The 15,855-nt window shown below is 66.8% G+C and carries 15 protein-coding genes; 6 read left to right on the plus strand and 9 right to left on the minus strand.

What is annotated here, in order from left to right; all coding sequences use genetic code 11:
• Nucleotides 1-269: 269 nt before the first annotated feature.
• From ACFVTD_RS11470 to ACFVTD_RS11480, 3 genes are all read left to right on the plus strand, one after another.
• Nucleotides 270-1,469, plus strand: coding sequence for an NADP-dependent malic enzyme (locus ACFVTD_RS11470; RefSeq protein WP_387562548.1), 1,200 nt, complete (start codon nt 270-272; stop codon nt 1,467-1,469).
• Between the two features lie 93 nt (nt 1,470-1,562).
• Nucleotides 1,563-2,066, plus strand: a complete 504-nt coding sequence (locus ACFVTD_RS11475) for a DUF456 domain-containing protein (protein WP_387562551.1) — start codon at nt 1,563-1,565, stop codon at nt 2,064-2,066.
• 40 nt (nt 2,067-2,106) lie between these two features.
• The gene (locus ACFVTD_RS11480) at nt 2,107-3,084 is read left to right on the plus strand and encodes a hypothetical protein (RefSeq protein ID WP_387562554.1); all 978 of its coding nucleotides are present in this window, start codon (nt 2,107-2,109) and stop codon (nt 3,082-3,084) included.
• An 18-nt stretch (nt 3,085-3,102) separates the two neighbouring features.
• Here ACFVTD_RS11480 and ACFVTD_RS11485 read toward each other — a convergent pair whose 3' ends face one another.
• Entirely contained in the window at nt 3,103-3,744 is a 642-nt protein-coding gene (locus tag ACFVTD_RS11485) for a LysE family translocator (RefSeq protein ID WP_387562557.1), read from the minus strand.
• 106 nt (nt 3,745-3,850) lie between these two features.
• On the opposite strand from ACFVTD_RS11485, the gene ACFVTD_RS11490 reads away from it, so the two are divergent.
• The gene (locus tag ACFVTD_RS11490) at nt 3,851-4,306 is read left to right on the plus strand and encodes an Lrp/AsnC family transcriptional regulator (protein WP_387562560.1); all 456 of its coding nucleotides are present in this window, start codon (nt 3,851-3,853) and stop codon (nt 4,304-4,306) included.
• 7 nt (nt 4,307-4,313) lie between these two features.
• Here the strand turns inward: ACFVTD_RS11490 and ACFVTD_RS11495 are convergent, their stop codons facing one another.
• Together ACFVTD_RS11495 and ACFVTD_RS11500 are read right to left on the minus strand one after the other, a co-directional pair.
• Nucleotides 4,314-4,871 carry a hypothetical protein gene (locus ACFVTD_RS11495; RefSeq protein WP_387562563.1) on the minus strand — a complete coding sequence of 186 codons (558 nt, stop codon included), beginning with the start codon at nt 4,869-4,871 and terminating at the stop codon, nt 4,314-4,316.
• Nucleotides 4,872-4,984: 113 nt separating this feature from the next.
• Nucleotides 4,985-5,443, minus strand: a complete 459-nt coding sequence (locus ACFVTD_RS11500) for an Lrp/AsnC family transcriptional regulator (protein ID WP_387562692.1) — start codon at nt 5,441-5,443, stop codon at nt 4,985-4,987.
• A 326-nt stretch (nt 5,444-5,769) separates the two neighbouring features.
• On the opposite strand from ACFVTD_RS11500, the gene gluQRS reads away from it, so the two are divergent.
• Nucleotides 5,770-6,657, plus strand: coding sequence for a tRNA glutamyl-Q(34) synthetase GluQRS (gene gluQRS, locus ACFVTD_RS11505; protein WP_387562566.1), 888 nt, complete (start codon nt 5,770-5,772; stop codon nt 6,655-6,657).
• 7 nt (nt 6,658-6,664) lie between these two features.
• Here gluQRS and ACFVTD_RS11510 read toward each other — a convergent pair whose 3' ends face one another.
• From ACFVTD_RS11510 to ACFVTD_RS11520, 3 genes are all read right to left on the minus strand, one after another.
• Nucleotides 6,665-7,210 carry a flavodoxin domain-containing protein gene (locus tag ACFVTD_RS11510; RefSeq protein WP_387562569.1) on the minus strand — a complete coding sequence of 182 codons (546 nt, stop codon included), beginning with the start codon at nt 7,208-7,210 and terminating at the stop codon, nt 6,665-6,667.
• A 77-nt stretch (nt 7,211-7,287) separates the two neighbouring features.
• The gene (locus ACFVTD_RS11515; protein WP_387562572.1) at nt 7,288-8,604 is read right to left on the minus strand and encodes an ATP-binding protein; all 1,317 of its coding nucleotides are present in this window, start codon (nt 8,602-8,604) and stop codon (nt 7,288-7,290) included.
• A gap of 119 nt (nt 8,605-8,723) precedes the next feature.
• Nucleotides 8,724-9,671, minus strand: coding sequence for an L-lactate dehydrogenase (locus tag ACFVTD_RS11520; protein ID WP_387562575.1), 948 nt, complete (start codon nt 9,669-9,671; stop codon nt 8,724-8,726).
• A 90-nt stretch (nt 9,672-9,761) separates the two neighbouring features.
• Here ACFVTD_RS11520 and ggt point away from each other — a divergent pair, with 90 nt between their 5' ends.
• Nucleotides 9,762-11,624: a gamma-glutamyltransferase gene (gene ggt, locus ACFVTD_RS11525; RefSeq protein WP_387562578.1), complete on the plus strand. Its 1,863-nt coding sequence runs from the start codon at nt 9,762-9,764 to the stop codon at nt 11,622-11,624.
• An 89-nt stretch (nt 11,625-11,713) separates the two neighbouring features.
• Here the strand turns inward: ggt and ACFVTD_RS11530 are convergent, their stop codons facing one another.
• Genes ACFVTD_RS11530 through ACFVTD_RS11540 form a run of 3 tightly spaced genes read right to left on the minus strand, consistent with a single transcriptional unit; the run spans nt 11,714 to nt 15,735 of the window.
• Nucleotides 11,714-13,228: an amino acid permease gene (locus ACFVTD_RS11530; RefSeq protein WP_387562581.1), complete on the minus strand. Its 1,515-nt coding sequence runs from the start codon at nt 13,226-13,228 to the stop codon at nt 11,714-11,716.
• Nucleotides 13,229-13,259: 31 nt separating this feature from the next.
• The gene (locus ACFVTD_RS11535; protein WP_387562584.1) at nt 13,260-14,681 is read right to left on the minus strand and encodes an aspartate ammonia-lyase; all 1,422 of its coding nucleotides are present in this window, start codon (nt 14,679-14,681) and stop codon (nt 13,260-13,262) included.
• Between the two features lie 7 nt (nt 14,682-14,688).
• A complete protein-coding gene (locus tag ACFVTD_RS11540) occupies nt 14,689-15,735 on the minus strand; it encodes an asparaginase (RefSeq protein WP_387562586.1) in 1,047 nt (348 codons plus the stop codon).
• Between the last annotated feature and the right edge of the window lie 120 nt (nt 15,736-15,855).

Genomic DNA, 15,855 nt, shown 5'->3' on the forward strand with positions numbered 1-15,855 from the left:
ATTAAATCCGCCATAATGGCGTGATGCGGACCACAAAAGTGCCAGCGTAAACGTTTTAGCGGGCGTACTTTGTGTCAAGAGTGACCGGACCGCCCCTCTGGGTCTGTCTACCATTGAGGCACAGGAGCGGCAGGGCGGAAACATCCCCGGCGTTCCCGCGGACCCGCCACCCCTGGGTTTCCTGTCGCACTACTTTTCCATGCTGGGCCCGCCGCCGGGCTCCAGTCCCATGTGCCGTGCGCCCACGGCAAGCACCAGGAGACAACGACGTGTCCATTGACGCAATCACCGCCACCGACAACTCAGCAGCCACTGCCCTGACCGAAGACGAGATCTTCGGTGCCCACCAGGGCGGCAAGCTGTCCGTCACCAGCACTGTTCCGCTGTCCAACAAGCGGGACCTGTCCATCGCCTACACGCCGGGTGTGGCCGAGGTCAGCCGCGCCATCCATGCCAAGCCCGAACTCGCCCGCACGCTGACCTGGGCGGAACGCCTGGTGGTCGTCGTCAGCGATGGCACTGCCGTCCTGGGCCTGGGCAACATCGGCGCCAGCGCCTCGCTTCCGGTGATGGAAGGCAAGTCTGCCCTCTTCAAGACCTTTGGCGACCTCGACTCCATTCCGCTGGTCCTCAACACCACCGACGTGGACGAGATCGTGGAGACCCTGGTCCGCCTGCGCCCCAGCTTCGGCGCCGTGAACCTCGAGGACATCTCGGCACCGCGGTGCTTCGAGCTTGAGGAAAAGCTCATCGAAGCCCTGGACTGCCCGGTCATGCACGACGACCAGCACGGCACCGCCGTGGTGGCCCTTGCCGCCCTGACGAACGCCGCGAAGGTGACCGGCCGCGGCCTCGAAGGCCTCAAGGTCGTGGTGTCGGGTGCAGGCGCCGCCGGAATCGCCGTTGCCGAAATCCTGCTCGCAGCCGGCATCACCGACGTCGTTCTGCTCGATTCACGGGGTGTCATCAACAGCAACCGCGCCGACCTCGCCGCCAGCCCTGCGGGCAAGAAGGCCGACATCGCCGGCCGCAGCAACCCCCGCGGCATCTCCGGCGGACCCGCTGAGGCGTTGGCCGGTGCCGACGTCTTCATCGGGGTTTCCTCCTCCAAGCTGGACGAGGCCCACCTGGCCACCATGAACAAGGACGCCATCGTGTTCGCGCTGTCCAACCCGGACCCCGAAGTCCTGCCCGAGGTTGCCGTGAAGTACGCCGCCGTCGTGGCCACGGGCCGCAGCGATTTCCCGAACCAGATCAACAACGTCCTGGCGTTCCCCGGCATCTTCCGCGGTGCCCTCGACGCCGGCGCCCGCCGCATCACCCCTGCCATGAAGCTTGCGGCGGCACGCGCCATCGCCGAGCTCGCCGAAGAAGACCTGTCGGCCGACTACATCGTGCCCAGCCCGCTGGACCCCCGCGTGGCCCCGGCCGTCACCGCCGCGGTCGCCGCGGCGGTGACGGCAGGGTAGGGCTTCCTCCCCTGGAAACCACGACGGCGGTGCCTCCTTTCGTGAAGGAGGCACCGCCGTCGGGGGTTAAGGCAGCACCCTAGACTGGGCAGCATGAGCTCCGAAACCGTGGTGACCATCCTGTGCGGCCTGGCGATCCTGGTGGGGGTAGCCGGCACCATCATCCCCGTCCTGCCCGGGAGCGTCCTGATCGGCGTGAGCCTGTTGGCATGGGCCATCTGGGGCGGCGCCGGAGCGGCGGGATGGGTGGTCTTCGCGGTGGCCATGATCTTTGTGGCCGCTGGAATGACGGCGGGCGCCGTCCTCACCGGCCGGAAACTGAAACAGCACGCCATTCCCAGCCGCAGCGTCGTGGTGGCTTTGGTGGCGGGTGTGGTGGGAATGTTCATCATTCCCGTAGTGGGACTCTTCGTTGGCTTCGCCGCCGGGCTGCTGGCCAGCGAGTTCCTCCGCACCCGGAACATTTCGACCGCGTCAAGGTCCAGCTGGGCTGCCCTGAAGGCCACGGGCCTGGGGATGCTCGCCGAATTCGGGCTCGCCTGCCTGGCTGCCAGCACCTGGGTGGTCGGGGTATGGATCGCCGCGGCCGGCGCCTAGAGTCCCGGGCCGCCCAGGTTGCCGCGGCTAGCATGGAAGGATGAGCCCCGGGGAAACTGCACCGATCTACTGGGACAGCCGCGACCTCACTCCCTTCGGCCAGCCGCACCTGCGCACTCCGGTCCACGACCTTGCCGGGGGCGTGGGCGGCCTGCTGACCGGAGTCCTGGGCGGGCGCAATCCCGCCCTGCTCTCCATCGACGGCGAGGTGCCGCGGCTCAAGCGGCTGATGCCCAAGCCGGCCAAGGCGGTCCACGAGGCGGTCTTCACGAGCCGTGAACCGGAACGCCTGATCACCCTGGCCCGCGCCTACCCCGGCTGGGCCGGGCTCTGCTACTTGATGGCCGGACTGCTGACATACAAGCACGGGGGCTACCTGCGGGCTTCCGAGCTCCTCCAGCGCGGGCTCACCACCCGGAACGACGACGAGGCGAACCGCTACTCCTCCACTTACCTCACCCGGATCGTCACCAGGATCGAACTGGCCGAGCGGGTGGAGATCCCCGTCCTGTTCAGTGAGGAATCGGTGTTTTTGGCCCTGGCCCACTCGCTGCGCGAGACGGGCCGCACGGAAGCGGCGCTCGAGGCGCTGGCCGGGCTGCCGCCGTCGCTCCCCATGGCGTTGGCGCGCTGCTCGCTGGCCCTTGCGCTGGGCAGGAGCCGGACCGTCATCGACTGGACCGAGGGACTGTTGAACGCGGACGATCTGTCCGCCGCCCTGCTGCTGGTCCGCGCCCGCGCCCTGCGCAGGGAGGGCCGGCTGGACGCCGCACACCAGGCGGTCGCAGAAGTCCTCCGCCGCCGTAAGACCCACCTGACGCTCCGCAATGATGCGTTGACCGACCGGGCGCTGCTGGTGCTGGAATCAAGCCGCCGGACCCTTAACCCGCGTGACTGGGGCCGCCGGCGCCCGGACCCGGAACCGCAGCGTGAGCTTGGGGTGCCGGTACCCATCCGCAAGGACGAGGAGATGCGGCGGATCTGGGAGCAGGACTGGAAGGAACTAAACGGGGACTAGGAGCCCCCGGAACCGGTACTAGGCCCGGCCGGCAAGGAGCGGCACCAGCTGCTCGCCCAGCAGCACGGCCCCCAGGGCCACCATGATGATGCCGCTGGCGAGGGTCACCGCCCGGGCGGCGCCGGGCCTGCTTTGCAGCAGGGTGCGTGAGAGCAGGGCCACCAAGGTGTAGACCACGCCCACCAGGGCAACGAACGTCATGCCGAGCAGTCCGGACTGCACAGGCACGGGCAGCGACGCGTCGGCGCTGATGAACTGTGGGATGAGCGCCACGTAGAAGAGCAGGCCCTTGGGGTTGATCCCGCTGGTGCCCATGCCCTGCAGGAAGGTGCGCAGCTGGGTGCCGGAGCCGCCGTCGGCCTGGGCGCTGAAGGTTGCCCCCCGCCAGGACCGAAGGGTTCCCACCCCGAGCCAGAGCAGGTAGCCGGCGCCCGCCAGGGTGATCCAGCCCAGGACGCCGGGCATCCCGGCCAGCACTGCGGCGAGTCCAGCCACCAGCAGGACCGTGTGCAGGACATAGCCGCCGCACAGCCCTGCCACCGCCGGAACGAAGCTGCGCTGCCTCAGGCCCGCCGCAATCGTGTAGGCCCAGTCCACTCCCGGCGTGCAGGCCAGGGCGGCGGCCACCACCAAAAAGGCCAGGAACAGCTGCGGATTCATGGTTTTCTCCTGTCGAAACGCTCTCAGGAGCAACCATAGGGAGAATCCGGCCAAAAGTGCTGTCCGGTTTTCGCTCGACCCGCTGCCTAAACGATATGTTTATTGCGTGATCGACAGCATTGACAGGAATATTTTGCGCCACCTCCAGGAGGACGGCCGAATGACCGCCACGGCGCTCGCTGCCAAGGTGGGACTGACGGTGGCACCATGCCACCGAAGGCTGCGGGAACTGGAACAGTCCGGAGTCATCCGTGGCTACAAGGCGGACGTCGACCCGGCAGCGGTGGGCCTGGGATTCGAGGCGATCGTGTTTGTCACGCTCCGCCAGGTGGACAGGTCCACGATGGAGATCTTCGAGAACCGGGTGGCGGATAACCCGAACATTATCGAGGCCCAGCGGCTGTTCGGCTCGCCGGACTACCTGTTGAAGATCATCGCCGAAGACCTGCCGGCCTACCAGCGCTTCTACGACACCGAGCTCACGTCGCTGCCGGGGGTGGAACGCCTGACATCAACACTGGTCATGAAGAACCTGAAATCCAACGCCGGTCCTCCGGTGTAGCAGCAGCCTAGGGTTTACCAGTGGCTGCGATCTCGGCGGAAAAAACAGTTCCGGTCCTGTTGCCCATGCCCGGATTCCACTGCTCCTTGCCGGAGCCGTCCTGGAAGTCGGGCCCTACAGGTTCGGCGTCTTGGAGAGCCACGAAGCCGAGCTCGTCCGCAGCCCGCTTGACTTCCGCGTTGGCATCCTGGGCGTCTGGGTAGTTGATGAAGACGTCGATGTGGTTCACCGTGTTGTCCGCGCCGGGCCGGATGCGGATGTTGTTGGTCTGCATGCCCACCACGCCCCGGGGCGTGGTCATGGTGACATCGATCAGCCTGCCGGAATCAGCCGCCACAAGGGCTCCGTCTGAGCCTGCGGGGAATCCAAGGGCGGACATGTCCATCGGCAGGCGGGTGAAATCGAAGGCCACCTTTCCGCTGCTCTTAATGGCGTCTATGCCGTCCGGCGTGAACTGGGAGTTGCCGTCAGCCACGATGGGCGTTTTTTCCCGGGACGGCGTGAACGCGCAGCCGGACACCAAAAGTACGCTGCCCAGGAGTGCCGCAGTCCACTGGCGCCTCATGGTGTGCCCGCAAGTTCAGTGTCCGCGCCGTACAAGTTCCCCGCCATGGTTTCCCCCCCATTGAACGTTGGTGCCAGCCTAGCGATGCGTGGCAGGCCGGGCGATGGGGAGGGCTATCCTTCGAGCAGGCCGGTGGTGCGGTACGGGATGACCTCGCGCAGGAACATGCTCGTGGACGTCCTGACGATGCCGGGGCAGAGGCGGATTTCTTCGGAGACCCGGTAAAGGTCGTCAGGGCTTTTTGCCACCACCCGGATGAGCAGGTCGGTGTCCCCGGCCGGCGCGTGGCACTCCAGCACTTCGGGGATGCGGCGCAGGGCATCGATGGCCTCGTTCAGGTGGCTTTGGTCCAGTTCTGCGCTCACGGCCGCCGCGACGCCGCGCCCCAGGGCCGAGGGCAGGACGCGGCTGCTGTTGGGCCGCAGGGCACCGGAAGCCGCCATCCGCTCCATCCGCGACTGCACGGTTCCGCGCGCCAGGCCCAGCTTTTGGGCCAGCACCATGACCGGGATCCGCGGGTCCTCATCCAGTGCATTCAGGATCCGCTTGTCCGTTGCGTCCAGTTCCTGCAATCTGATCACTTCCTGCCTGCCTCCGCGCGACGAATTGATCAGTATGACTAATCAAAGTCCCGCTTGTTGTACCAACTGTAGGTTGCCTGCTGGAATAGTGGCAACAAGGGCAAAAGCTACCGCTGGAACCCGCAGGCTTACAGGGTTTCCGGCACACCACCCGCACCCTAGACACCGCTTCCCGCAAGGAGGCCGCCGCTGAATGAGGCTTGTTCACACCATGCTCACTCTGCAAACACGGCAAGAGCCCCTGGGTTACCGACGTCGGAATTCCGCTGTCATCGGTAGCTGAGGGGCTCTTGTGTTGTTCCGTCTAGGGTTGGTTCATGACCTCCTCCGCCGGCCGCTTCGCCCCCAGTCCCTCCGGCGAACTGCACGTGGGGAACCTCCGCACCGCCATGCTCGCCTGGCTCTTCGCCCGCTCCACCGGCAGGGCCTTCCTGTTGCGGGTGGAGGACCTCGACCGGGCCCGAGCCGGGGCGGAGGCAGAGCAGTTGCGGGACTTGGCCGCCATCGGCGTCACCTGGGACGGCGACGTGGTGAGGCAGACGGAGCGGGATTCCCTCTATGCCGAGGCCATCACCCGGCTCACGCAGGCGGGCCTGACGTACGAGTGTTTCTGCACCCGCCGGGAGATCCAGGAGGCGGCGTCCGCGCCGCATGCCCCCCAGGGCGCCTACCCGGGAACCTGCCGAAACCTGGACCGCGCAGAGCTGGAATTCAAGCGCTCCATCCGGCCCGCCGCCCTTCGCCTCCGCGCCGGGGTTCCCGAATACACCGTGACCGACGTCCTCCACGGCCAGTTCACCGGGGCGGTAGACGACTTCGTACTGCGGCGCAACGATGGCGTCACCGCTTACAACCTCGCCGTGGTCGTGGACGATGCCGCGCAGGGCATAGACCAGGTGGTCCGCGGTGATGACTTGCTCCCATCCACCCCCCGCCAAGCCTATCTCGCTTCCCTCCTGCATATTCCCGTACCGGAATATGCGCACGTTCCCCTGGTGGTGAACCACGACGGCGCGCGGCTGGCCAAGCGCGACGGTGCGGTCACCCTCGCGGACCTGGCCAAGGCCGGGATGGCGGTAGGGGAGGTCCGGGACAGGCTGCTTGCCTCTGTCGGACTGCCGGGCGGGACGCTGGAGCAGGCACTGCCGGCGTTCCATCCGAGCGCCCTGCCCCTGGAGCCGTGGGTCTGGGAGCCGCGGGCGTAACCGGCCGCTATTCCGGTGCCGTCTTATGGTCGAACGGGGCGACGAATTCCTCCGCGAACCGCCGCACGCCGTCCCATTCGGTGTAGATGTAGTCGCGTCCGGTATCGGTATCGGTGCTGCCCTGGCTGCTGACGATCTTCTTCATCATCATCCGTTTGAGGAACCCGTACTGCGTGTACAGCAAGGCCCCGCCAAAGAGCGCCACGGAGGCTGGGTGCCAGCCCGTGCTGTCCTCGAACTCAGCAACGCGTCTCTGCGCTTCCTCCGAGTCCGCATGGGCCGAAAGACTGACGGAAAACAAGGCGGCCGGCACGTGCTCCAGGGCATCGACGTTCCTTCGGACGAAGTCCGCCACGAACCCTTCATGCTTCCCGGCGTGGACGGAAGCACCCACGATCACGCCGTCATAGCCCTCCGGCAGGTCATGGGCCGCGTGCTTCAAATCCAGCGTGGTGGCCTGGTGGCCGTGCGCTTGCAACACATCGGAGATGTACTCGGAGATCCGGGCCGTCTGGCCCTCGGTGGTTCCGTAGGGGATCAGAATCTTTGCCATGACCACCACTCTGGCGCTGCCCCGGGACAAGGCAAAGGGGCCAAAGTCCCGGCGCGGGAGTCCGCAGAACCAGGTTCCTAAACCCGCCCCAGGGCCTCGATGTCCTCACGGAAATCCGCCTGCACTTCAGCGCTCACGGTGGTCCGGGTGTCACCGATGGCGTCCAGGTAGTCCTGCGTGGAAGGACCCTTCCGCACCGCCTCCCGGACGGAAACGTCGCCCCCCGAGGCCAGCCCGCCGTCGTCGTACACTGCCTTTTCCAGCGCCCGCTGTGACGCGCTGCGGGCGGCATACTCGATGTCCGCCGGGGAAAAACCCTCGGTACGCTCCACCAGGAGTTCCACGTCCACACCGTCCACCACGCTGGCAGGGATGAAACGCTGCCACATGGCTTCGCGGGCCTGCCGGTCCGGCAACCCGATGGGGATGACGTAGTCGAACCGGCCGTGGCGCAGGAACGCGGAGTCCAGGGCGCGGATGAAGTTGGTGGCGCAGACCAGGAGCCGGCCGGGCTGTTCGCGGAACGCAGGGATGATCTTGAGCAGCTCGTTGGTCACGCCCTGCAGTGGCGACGGCGGATCCCCGGCCCGCTGGGAGGCGATTTCCTCCACCTCGTCGATGAACACCACTGCGTGCTCCAGCTCGGCAATTTCCAGGAAGGTTTCGCGCAGTGCGCCGGCCAGGCCCTGGGGATCACCGGCCAGCCGGGAGGGGAACACTTCCACGAACGGCCATTCGAGCCGGGACGCGATGGCCTTGGCGAAGGTGGTCTTGCCGGTGCCGGGCGGGCCGAACAGGACGACGGCGCGCGGCGGCACCACGCCGAATTCGTCGGCCAGGTCCGCCTCGGCGAGCGGCAGCACCAGGCGGCGTTCGAGCAGTTCCTTTTCCTTGCGCATGCCCGCCACGTTTTCCCACAGGTCGCGAGCCAGGACGCGTCCGCCGAGCTGGCCGAGGGCACCGAGCTCCTGGCGCTGGACTGGGATGGTTCGTTCGAAGTAGCGGAGGTTCTTCTTGAGCGCGAAGCCGCGGCCCAGGAACGCCTCCACCCGGGTTTCGGACTCCGGCATGAGCGCCGATAGCTTGTTCAGGCCGTGCGGGGCCATCCGGTTTTCGACGGCGGCCAGCAGCGACGTGCCGATGCCACGGCCCCGGTATTCGGGCAGGGTGGCGAGGAAGACGATCCAACCCTGGTCGTGCGCGGCCCGTCCGACGGCAGCGCCCACCACCTGCTCACCCAGCACCGCCACCACTGCATGGTCCTTTTCGCAGGAGGCGAGGACCTCGGACAGGGCGTAGACGGGCTCCACGTTGTTGGCCTTCAGTGTCTCCCACAGGTGCAGGATCCCGTCCAGGTCCGCCGAATGGAGATCCCTGATCCGCCAGTTGGTCATGCGTGCTCCTGTTGGTTCGTCGTTGAGCCAGTCCCGGTGGGCCAGCGTTTGGCACCTGGAAGTGAGCTTATGCGAAGCCGCCGCCCGGGAGGGTTGCGGCGGCGTTGCATGACGTCCGCTCAGAGGCCCAGCGCGTCCATGGTGTGCCGCAGGGTGTCCGCGGAGTGCCGCAGTGCTGCCAGCTCGTAGTCGTCCATGGGTGTTTCCAGGACCCGGTGCACGCCGCCGCGGCCCACTACGCTGGGCACGGAAAGTGCCACCCCGGAGATCCCGTAGAGCCCCGACAGCACCGTGGAAACGGGCAGGACGGCGTTGTCGTCCCGGAGCAGCGCCTCCACGATGCGGGCGCCGGAGAGGCCGATGGCGTAGTTCGTGGCCCCCTTGCCCGCGATGACCTTATAGGCGGCCTGCACCACTTCCTTGGCGGCGCCGGTGAGGTATTCGGGCGTGAAGATCCGTTCACCGCCAACCGTCCAGTCGCGGATCGGCACCGGGCCGATGGTGGCGCCGGACCACAGCGGGAATTCGGTGTCGCCGTGCTCGCCCACCATGCTGGCGTGGACGCTGCTGACAGAAACACCGGCGCGGCGGGCCAGCAGCCAGCGCAGCCGGGATGTGTCGAGCACCGTGCCGGAGGAGAAGATCCGCTCCGGGGGCAGCCCGGAAATCCGCTGGGCGGCCACCGTCAGGACATCGCAGGGATTGGTGACCAGGACATAGACCGCGTCCGGTGCCCGCTCTAGCAGGGGCGGCATCAACTGTTCCAGGATCTGCACATTGGTGCCGGCCAGGTCCAGCCGGCTCTGGCCGGGGCTCTGTTTGGCGCCGGCGGTGATGACCACGACGTCGGCGCCTTCCGTGACGGCGATGTCCCCGCCGCCGGTGACGGTGGCCGACGCCGCGGCGAACTGGCTGCCATGGGCAAGGTCCAGGGCTTCAGCTTCCGCCTTGGGGGCGTTGACATCGAACAGCGCGATGTTGCTGGCAGAGCCGCGGATCAATGCCGCGTAGGCCAGCGAGGTTCCGACGCTTCCAGCGCCCACCACCGCGAGCTTGGATCCTGCCATGGTGCACCTTCCCTTTCCGGGGCCGTTGAGTGTGTCCTACCCGAAGAGTAGCGTGGCCCACATCACTCAAACCCCCATTTAGGAGCCACCATGCCACATTTCGGACGCCGGCTCGCAGCTGTTACTGCGGCGCTGGCCATAAGCGTCACCACGGGGGCCATCAGTCCCGCCGCTGCGACGAACCCGCATGAAGGCGACGGGCGCCACACCGACAAAAACCCCACGGCCACCGGTTACGGCGGCGCCGTGAGCACCGTGGACCCGGAAGCGTCAGCGGCGGCCATCGATGTCCTCCGGCATGGCGGCAATGCCGTGGACGCGGCGGTGGCCGCGGCAGCCACCCTGGGGGTGACCGAGCCGTACAGCGCCGGAATTGGCGGTGGCGGCTACTTCGTCTACTACGACGCGAAGTCCGGGAAAGTCAGCACCATCGATGGGCGGGAAACGGCGCCGGCCAAGATCAAGAACGATGCGTTCATCGATCCCGCCACGGGAAAGCCCTACCCGTTCACGCCCGAACTGGTTACGAGCGGCGTCTCCGTGGGTGTTCCGGGTACGCCGGCCACCTGGGAGCGCGCGTTGGAGCGTTGGGGGAAGTTCAGCCTGAAGAAGGCGCTGGAACCTGCCATTGAGGTCGCCGACCGCGGCTTCGTGGTGGACGACACGTTCCGCCAGCAGACGGCGGACAACCAGAGGCGCTTCGCAGCCTTTACCTCCACTAAGGACCTGTACTTGCACGATGGAAAGCTGCCGGAGGTAGGTTCGGTGTTCAAGAACCCCGATCTCGCCGACACCTACCGGCTCCTCGCCGACCAGGGCATGGAGGCGTTCTACAACGGACCGCTGGCCAAGGAGATCGCCAAGACCGTGCAGGCGCCGCCGGTGGATCTGACCATTGCCAAGAAGGACCGGCTCCCAGTCCCTCCAGGCTCCATGACCGAGGAGGACCTGGAACACTACAAGGCACTGGACCAGGACCCCACGCACATGAACTACCGGGGCTATGACGTCTACGGCATGGCACCTTCCAGCAGCGGCGGCACGACTGTCGGCGAATCGCTGAACATCCTGGACGTGTTCAACCCGCCGGCACTGAAAAAGGACCAGCCCGCCGTTCTGCACCACTACCTCGAGGCCAGCGCGCTGGCTTTTGCGGACCGTGCCAAGTACGTGGGGGATCCGGCGTTTGTGAAGGTGCCCACCAAGGCCCTGACGGATCCCATCTTCGGCAAGGAACGCGCCTGCGAGCTTGACCCCACCCATGCGGCAACCAAACCAGTGCTGCCCGGTGACGTCGGCAACTACGACGGAACCTGCCCGATGAAACCTGCCGCTGCCGCGGATGAGAAGGACACGGAAAACATCTCCACCACCAACATGACCGTCTCGGACAAGTGGGGCAACGTGGTCGAGTACACGCTGACCATTGAACAGACCGGCGGCTCCGGCATGGTTGTTCCCGGCCGCGGGTTCCTGCTCAACAACGAGCTCACCGACTTCTCCACGGTTTACAGCGCCACGGATCCCAACCGGGTCGAGCCAGGCAAGCGGCCGCGTTCGTCCATGTCGCCCACCATCCTGTTGGAGGACGGCAAGCCGTTCCTGGCGCTGGGCTCACCGGGCGGCTCCACCATCATCACCACCGTCCTGCAGACCATCGTCAACCGCATCGACCTGGGGATGAGCACCCCTGACGCCATCGCAGCCCCGCGTGCGTCCCAGCGGAACACCGCCAACGTCACTGCCGAACCTGCGTTCATCGACAAGTACGGCCCGGCCCTGACCTCCCGGTTCGGCCATACCCTGGCGCCGTCGGGTGACTCGTTCACCTCCGCCGCGGAGATCGGCGCAGCCACCGCCATCGAGTTCCTCGATGACGGGCGTACCCTGGCCGCAGCCGAGCCGGTAAGGCGCGGCGGCGGGTCAGCCCTGGTGGTCAAGCCATCCAAGTGACGGCCGGGACCCGCCCTTAAAACCCGACGGCGGCACCCGGGTTCTGTGAACTCCAGAACCCGGGTGCCGCCGTCGGACGTTTAAGGCTGCTACTTCTTGAAGGTGTCCGCCGCAGCGTTGGCGACCACCGGGGACGTTCCGGTGAAGCCTTCGCGGGTTTCGGCGATTTCACGGATGCGGTGGCGGCAGGCGTACCAGCCCAGGACCATGAGGACCGAGGCGATGGCGGTCACGAGCATGGTGAACGGGGAGTCGATGAACACCATGACCAGGACCCCGACCAGGAAGAGCAGGGAGAGGTAGCCGGTGTAGGGGGCACCGAACATCCGGAAGGAGGGGCGTTCCACCCAGCCTTTGTCGGCCCAGCGCTTGAGCTGGATCTGGCAGAGCACGATCGTGGCCCAGGTCATGATGATGCCCACCGAGGCGATGTTCAGCACGATCTCGAAGGCTTCGGCCGGGACGAGGTAGTTCAGGGGGACACCCAGCAGGGACACCACGGCGGTGATCGCGATGCCGCCGTAGGGGACGCCTGCTTTGTTCATGCGGGAAGCGAACTTGGGGGCCGAGCCGTTGACGGACATGGAGCGCAGGATCCGGCCGGTGGAGTAGAGCCCGGCGTTCAGCGAGGACAGGGCAGCGGTGAGGACCACGAGGTTCATGATGACGTCCACGCCCTGGACGCCGATGGAACCGAAGAACGTCACGAACGGGCTGACGCCCTTTTGGTAGGACGTGAAGGGCAGCAGCAGGGCCAGCAGGATCACGGAGCCGACGTAGAACACGGCGATGCGGAAGACCACGGAGTTGATGGCCTTGGGCATGATCTTTTCCGGGTTCTCGGTCTCACCGGCCGCGGTGCCGACGAGCTCGATGGAGGCGTAGGCGAACAGGACGCCCTGCATGAGGATGATCATGGGCAGCAGGCCGTTGGGGAAGATCCCGCCGTTGTCGGATAGGAGGCTGATGCCCACTTGTTGGCCGTCCACGGGCGTGCCGAAGATGACGAAGTAGGTGCCGATGAGCAGGAACGCGACAAGGGCGGCGACCTTGATCAGGGCGAACCAGAATTCCATTTCGCCGAAGACCTTCACGGAGACCAGGTTCAGGGCCAGGACCACGACGAGGGCGGTCAGCGCCCAGACCCACTGCGGGACATCGGCCATCCAGGGGATGTAGTTGCCGAAGAAGTGCATGTAGAGGGCGGCGGCAGTGATGTCCACGATGGTGGTGGTGGCCCAGTTGATCCAGTAGAACCAGCCGGAGACGAACGCGGCTTTTTCGCCGAAGAATTCACGGGCGTAGGAAACGAACGAGCCCGACGAGGGGCGGTGCAGGACCAGTTCGCCCAGGGCGCGCAGGATCAGGAACGCGAAGAACCCGCAGACGGCGTAGGCGATGACCAGGGACGGGCCAGCCGCGTTAAGCCGGCCACCGGCGCCCAGGAATAGGCCGGTGCCGATCGCACCGCCGATCGCGATCATCTGGATCTGCCGGGGCTTGAGGTTCTTGTGGTAGCCCTTGTCCTCCGCGTGCAGCGAGGTCTCGGACGCATGCGCATGGCCACCATCAATCAGGTGGTCGGGAAGTGGGGTGTTTGTCATTGAAGTGTCCTTCGGGGAGCAGTTGGGGGGACTACTTGCTGAGGTTGGCCAGGCGTTCGGGGCTCAGGAGTTCCTGGAGCTGGGCGTCGGTGAGGAGCCCGTGTTCCAGGACGAGCGCGGCGACGCCCTTGCCGGTGGCAAGCGCTTCCTGCGCGATGGCAGTGGCGGTGGCGTAGCCGAGGTGGGGATTCAGTGCGGTGACCAGGCCGATGGACTGCTCCACGGTGCGGCGCAGGTGGTCGGTGTTGGCGGTGATTCCACTGATGCAGCGGGCCGTGAGGGTGCGGCAGGCTGCCTCGAGGTGGGAGATGCTCTTGTGGAGGCTGTGGACAATGATCGGTTCGAAGGCGTTGAGCTGCAGCTGCCCGGCTTCGGCGGCCATGGTGATGGTGACGTCGTTGCCGATGACCTCGTAGGCCACCTGTGAAACCACTTCCGGGATGACCGGGTTGATCTTGCCGGGCATGATGGAGGACCCGGACTGGACGGCTGGCAGGTTGATTTCGCCAAAGCCGGCCCGGGGGCCGGAGGAGAGCAGGCGGAGGTCGTTGCAGATCTTGGACAGTTTTACTGCCACGCGCTTGAGGACGCCGGAGAGGTGGACGAACGCACCCACGTCCTGGGTGGCTTCGATGAGGTCGACGGCGGTGACCAGCGGCAGTCCGGTGATTTCGGCCAAGTGCCGGCAGGCTGTGTCGGCGTAGCCGCCAGGGGCGTTCAGGCCGGTGCCGATGGCGGTGGCGCCGAGGTTGATTTCGTGGATCAGCAGTTCGGCTTCGGCAAGGCGCAGCCGGTCCTCGCCGATGGTCACGGCGTAGCTGCCGAACTCCTGGCCCAGGGTCATGGGCACGGCGTCCTGCAGCTGGGTGCGGCCCATCTTCACCACGGTGCGGAATTCCTGGGCCTTGGCGGCGCAGGCATCCTCGAGTTCCTCGAGTGCGGCCAGCAGTTCCCGGGCGGCGAAGATGGTGCCCAGCTTCACGGCGGTGGGGTAGACGTCGTTGGTGGACTGGCTGAGGTTGACGTGGTCGTTGGGGTGCAGCCGGGCGTAGTCGCCCTTGGGGTGGCCCAGGATTTCCAGGGCGCGGTTGGCGATGACCTCGTTGGCGTTCATGTTCGACGACGTCCCGGCGCCGCCCTGGATGACGTCCACGACGAACTGGTCGGCAAGGCGTCCGGCCATGACATCCTGGCAGGCCTGTTCGATGGCATCGGCGCGTTCGGCATCCAGGAGGCCCAGCTCGCGGTTGGTACGGGCAGCGGCCAGTTTCACGGCGGCAAGACCGTGGACCAGGTGCATGTTGGAGGAGAGCTTCTGCCCGGTGATGGGGAAGTTCTCCACGGCGCGAAGCGTGTGCACGCCCCAGTAGGCGTGCGAGGGCACGTCCCGGTCGCCGAGCAGGTCGTGTTCGGACCGGACCTGGGCGGGTGCGGCGGTTTCGATGGTGGTCATGGTGTCCTTACAGGGCTTCGTTGACGGGTGCGGACGATTGGTCAAGGAAATCGGTGGCCAGGAGCCGGCCCACCTCGCGGCCGCCGCCTAGCACCGGGGCGGTGGCGATGCCGGCGAGCTGGTCGGTGTCGACGTCCAGCGCCTCCAGCATGCGGACGGTGGCGGCCATCCGGGCGCGGTCGCCGCCGTCGGAGATCTTGACGGCCACGGCGCTGCCGCCGGGCAGGCCCACCAGCTGCACGCCCTCAAAGCCGTCCTTGGCCACGGTGCCGGGCAGCAGGCGCATCAATGCGGTGACGTCGCGGCCCTCGCCGGCCACCATCTGCGGGTGTTGCTGCATGGCGAGGCCGACGTCGGCTTCCGGGCTGCCGTCGTCGTCCGCCGCAGCCTTGGCAATCCGGCCGAAGGCGCCGGCCATGCCGCGCAGCGTGAGGGCGAACAAGGGGGTGCCGCAGCCGTCGGTGCTCGCGGCTGCCGGCTCTTCTCCGGTCAGGTCGATGACCGTTTGCGCCACGACCCGCTGCAGTGGGTGGGTGGGATCCAGGTAACCCTGCACCGGCCAGCCGTTGATCTTGCACGTGGCCACCATGGCGGCGTGTTTCCCGGAACAGTTCTGGGTGATGCGGGTGGCGCTGCCGCCGGCGCGCAGCCAATCCTCGCGCTCGGCGGTCCCATAGGGGAGGTCGGTGCTGTTGTCCAGGTCCGTTGGGGCGAGCCCGTGCATTTCAAGGATGCGCAGGGCACCGTCACGGTGCGTTGCAGCGCCCGAATGGCTCGCGGCGGCCAGTGCCAGGAGATCTGCGGGAAGTTCAAGGCCTGCGCGGACCATGGCCACCGCCTGGAGGGGCTTGAGTGCAGACCGCGGGTAGAACGGTGCCAGGGGAGCGCCGGCGGACGCCGCCACCGAACCGTCAGCCGCGAGGGCAATGGCGGAGCCGTAATGCACACTCTCCACCAGGCCGTCGCGGATGGCCGCGACCAGTGGGGCGTGCTGCGGAAGGGTCACCCCGGCCAGGGCAGCGGTGTGGGCAGCAGAAAAAACGGGGGAGGGCATGGGGTCCTTGGGAAGGTTGGTTGGATCTTGCTAGCTGTTGAGGATGGAGTCCAGGGCTATGCCCACGGCGTCGAGATGGCGGGCCATGGCGGCGCGGGCCTTTTCCGCGGAGCCGGTTTC

It is taken from the genome of Pseudarthrobacter sp. NPDC058119, assembly GCF_042884655.1.
In the GTDB taxonomy this organism is placed as follows: domain Bacteria; phylum Actinomycetota; class Actinomycetes; order Actinomycetales; family Micrococcaceae; genus Arthrobacter.

What these genes read in the sequence shown, in the direction of transcription:
- ACFVTD_RS11535 (WP_387562584.1), bottom strand. Translation starts at nt 14,681, where the DNA reads ATGACCACCATCGAAACCGCCGCACCCGCCCAGGTCCGGTCCGAACAC.
- ACFVTD_RS11495 (WP_387562563.1), bottom strand. Translation starts at nt 4,871, where the DNA reads ATGAGGCGCCAGTGGACTGCGGCACTCCTGGGCAGCGTACTTTTGGTG.
- ACFVTD_RS11510 (WP_387562569.1), bottom strand. Translation starts at nt 7,210, where the DNA reads ATGGCAAAGATTCTGATCCCCTACGGAACCACCGAGGGCCAGACGGCC.
- ACFVTD_RS11540 (WP_387562586.1), bottom strand. Translation starts at nt 15,735, where the DNA reads ATGCCCTCCCCCGTTTTTTCTGCTGCCCACACCGCTGCCCTGGCCGGG.
- ggt (WP_387562578.1), top strand. Translation starts at nt 9,762, where the DNA reads ATGCCACATTTCGGACGCCGGCTCGCAGCTGTTACTGCGGCGCTGGCC.
- ACFVTD_RS11480 (WP_387562554.1), top strand. Translation starts at nt 2,107, where the DNA reads ATGAGCCCCGGGGAAACTGCACCGATCTACTGGGACAGCCGCGACCTC.
- ACFVTD_RS11530 (WP_387562581.1), bottom strand. Translation starts at nt 13,228, where the DNA reads ATGACAAACACCCCACTTCCCGACCACCTGATTGATGGTGGCCATGCG.
- ACFVTD_RS11520 (WP_387562575.1), bottom strand. Translation starts at nt 9,671, where the DNA reads ATGGCAGGATCCAAGCTCGCGGTGGTGGGCGCTGGAAGCGTCGGAACC.
- ACFVTD_RS11515 (WP_387562572.1), bottom strand. Translation starts at nt 8,604, where the DNA reads ATGACCAACTGGCGGATCAGGGATCTCCATTCGGCGGACCTGGACGGG.
- ACFVTD_RS11485 (WP_387562557.1), bottom strand. Translation starts at nt 3,744, where the DNA reads ATGAATCCGCAGCTGTTCCTGGCCTTTTTGGTGGTGGCCGCCGCCCTG.
- gluQRS (WP_387562566.1), top strand. Translation starts at nt 5,770, where the DNA reads ATGACCTCCTCCGCCGGCCGCTTCGCCCCCAGTCCCTCCGGCGAACTG.
- ACFVTD_RS11475 (WP_387562551.1), top strand. Translation starts at nt 1,563, where the DNA reads ATGAGCTCCGAAACCGTGGTGACCATCCTGTGCGGCCTGGCGATCCTG.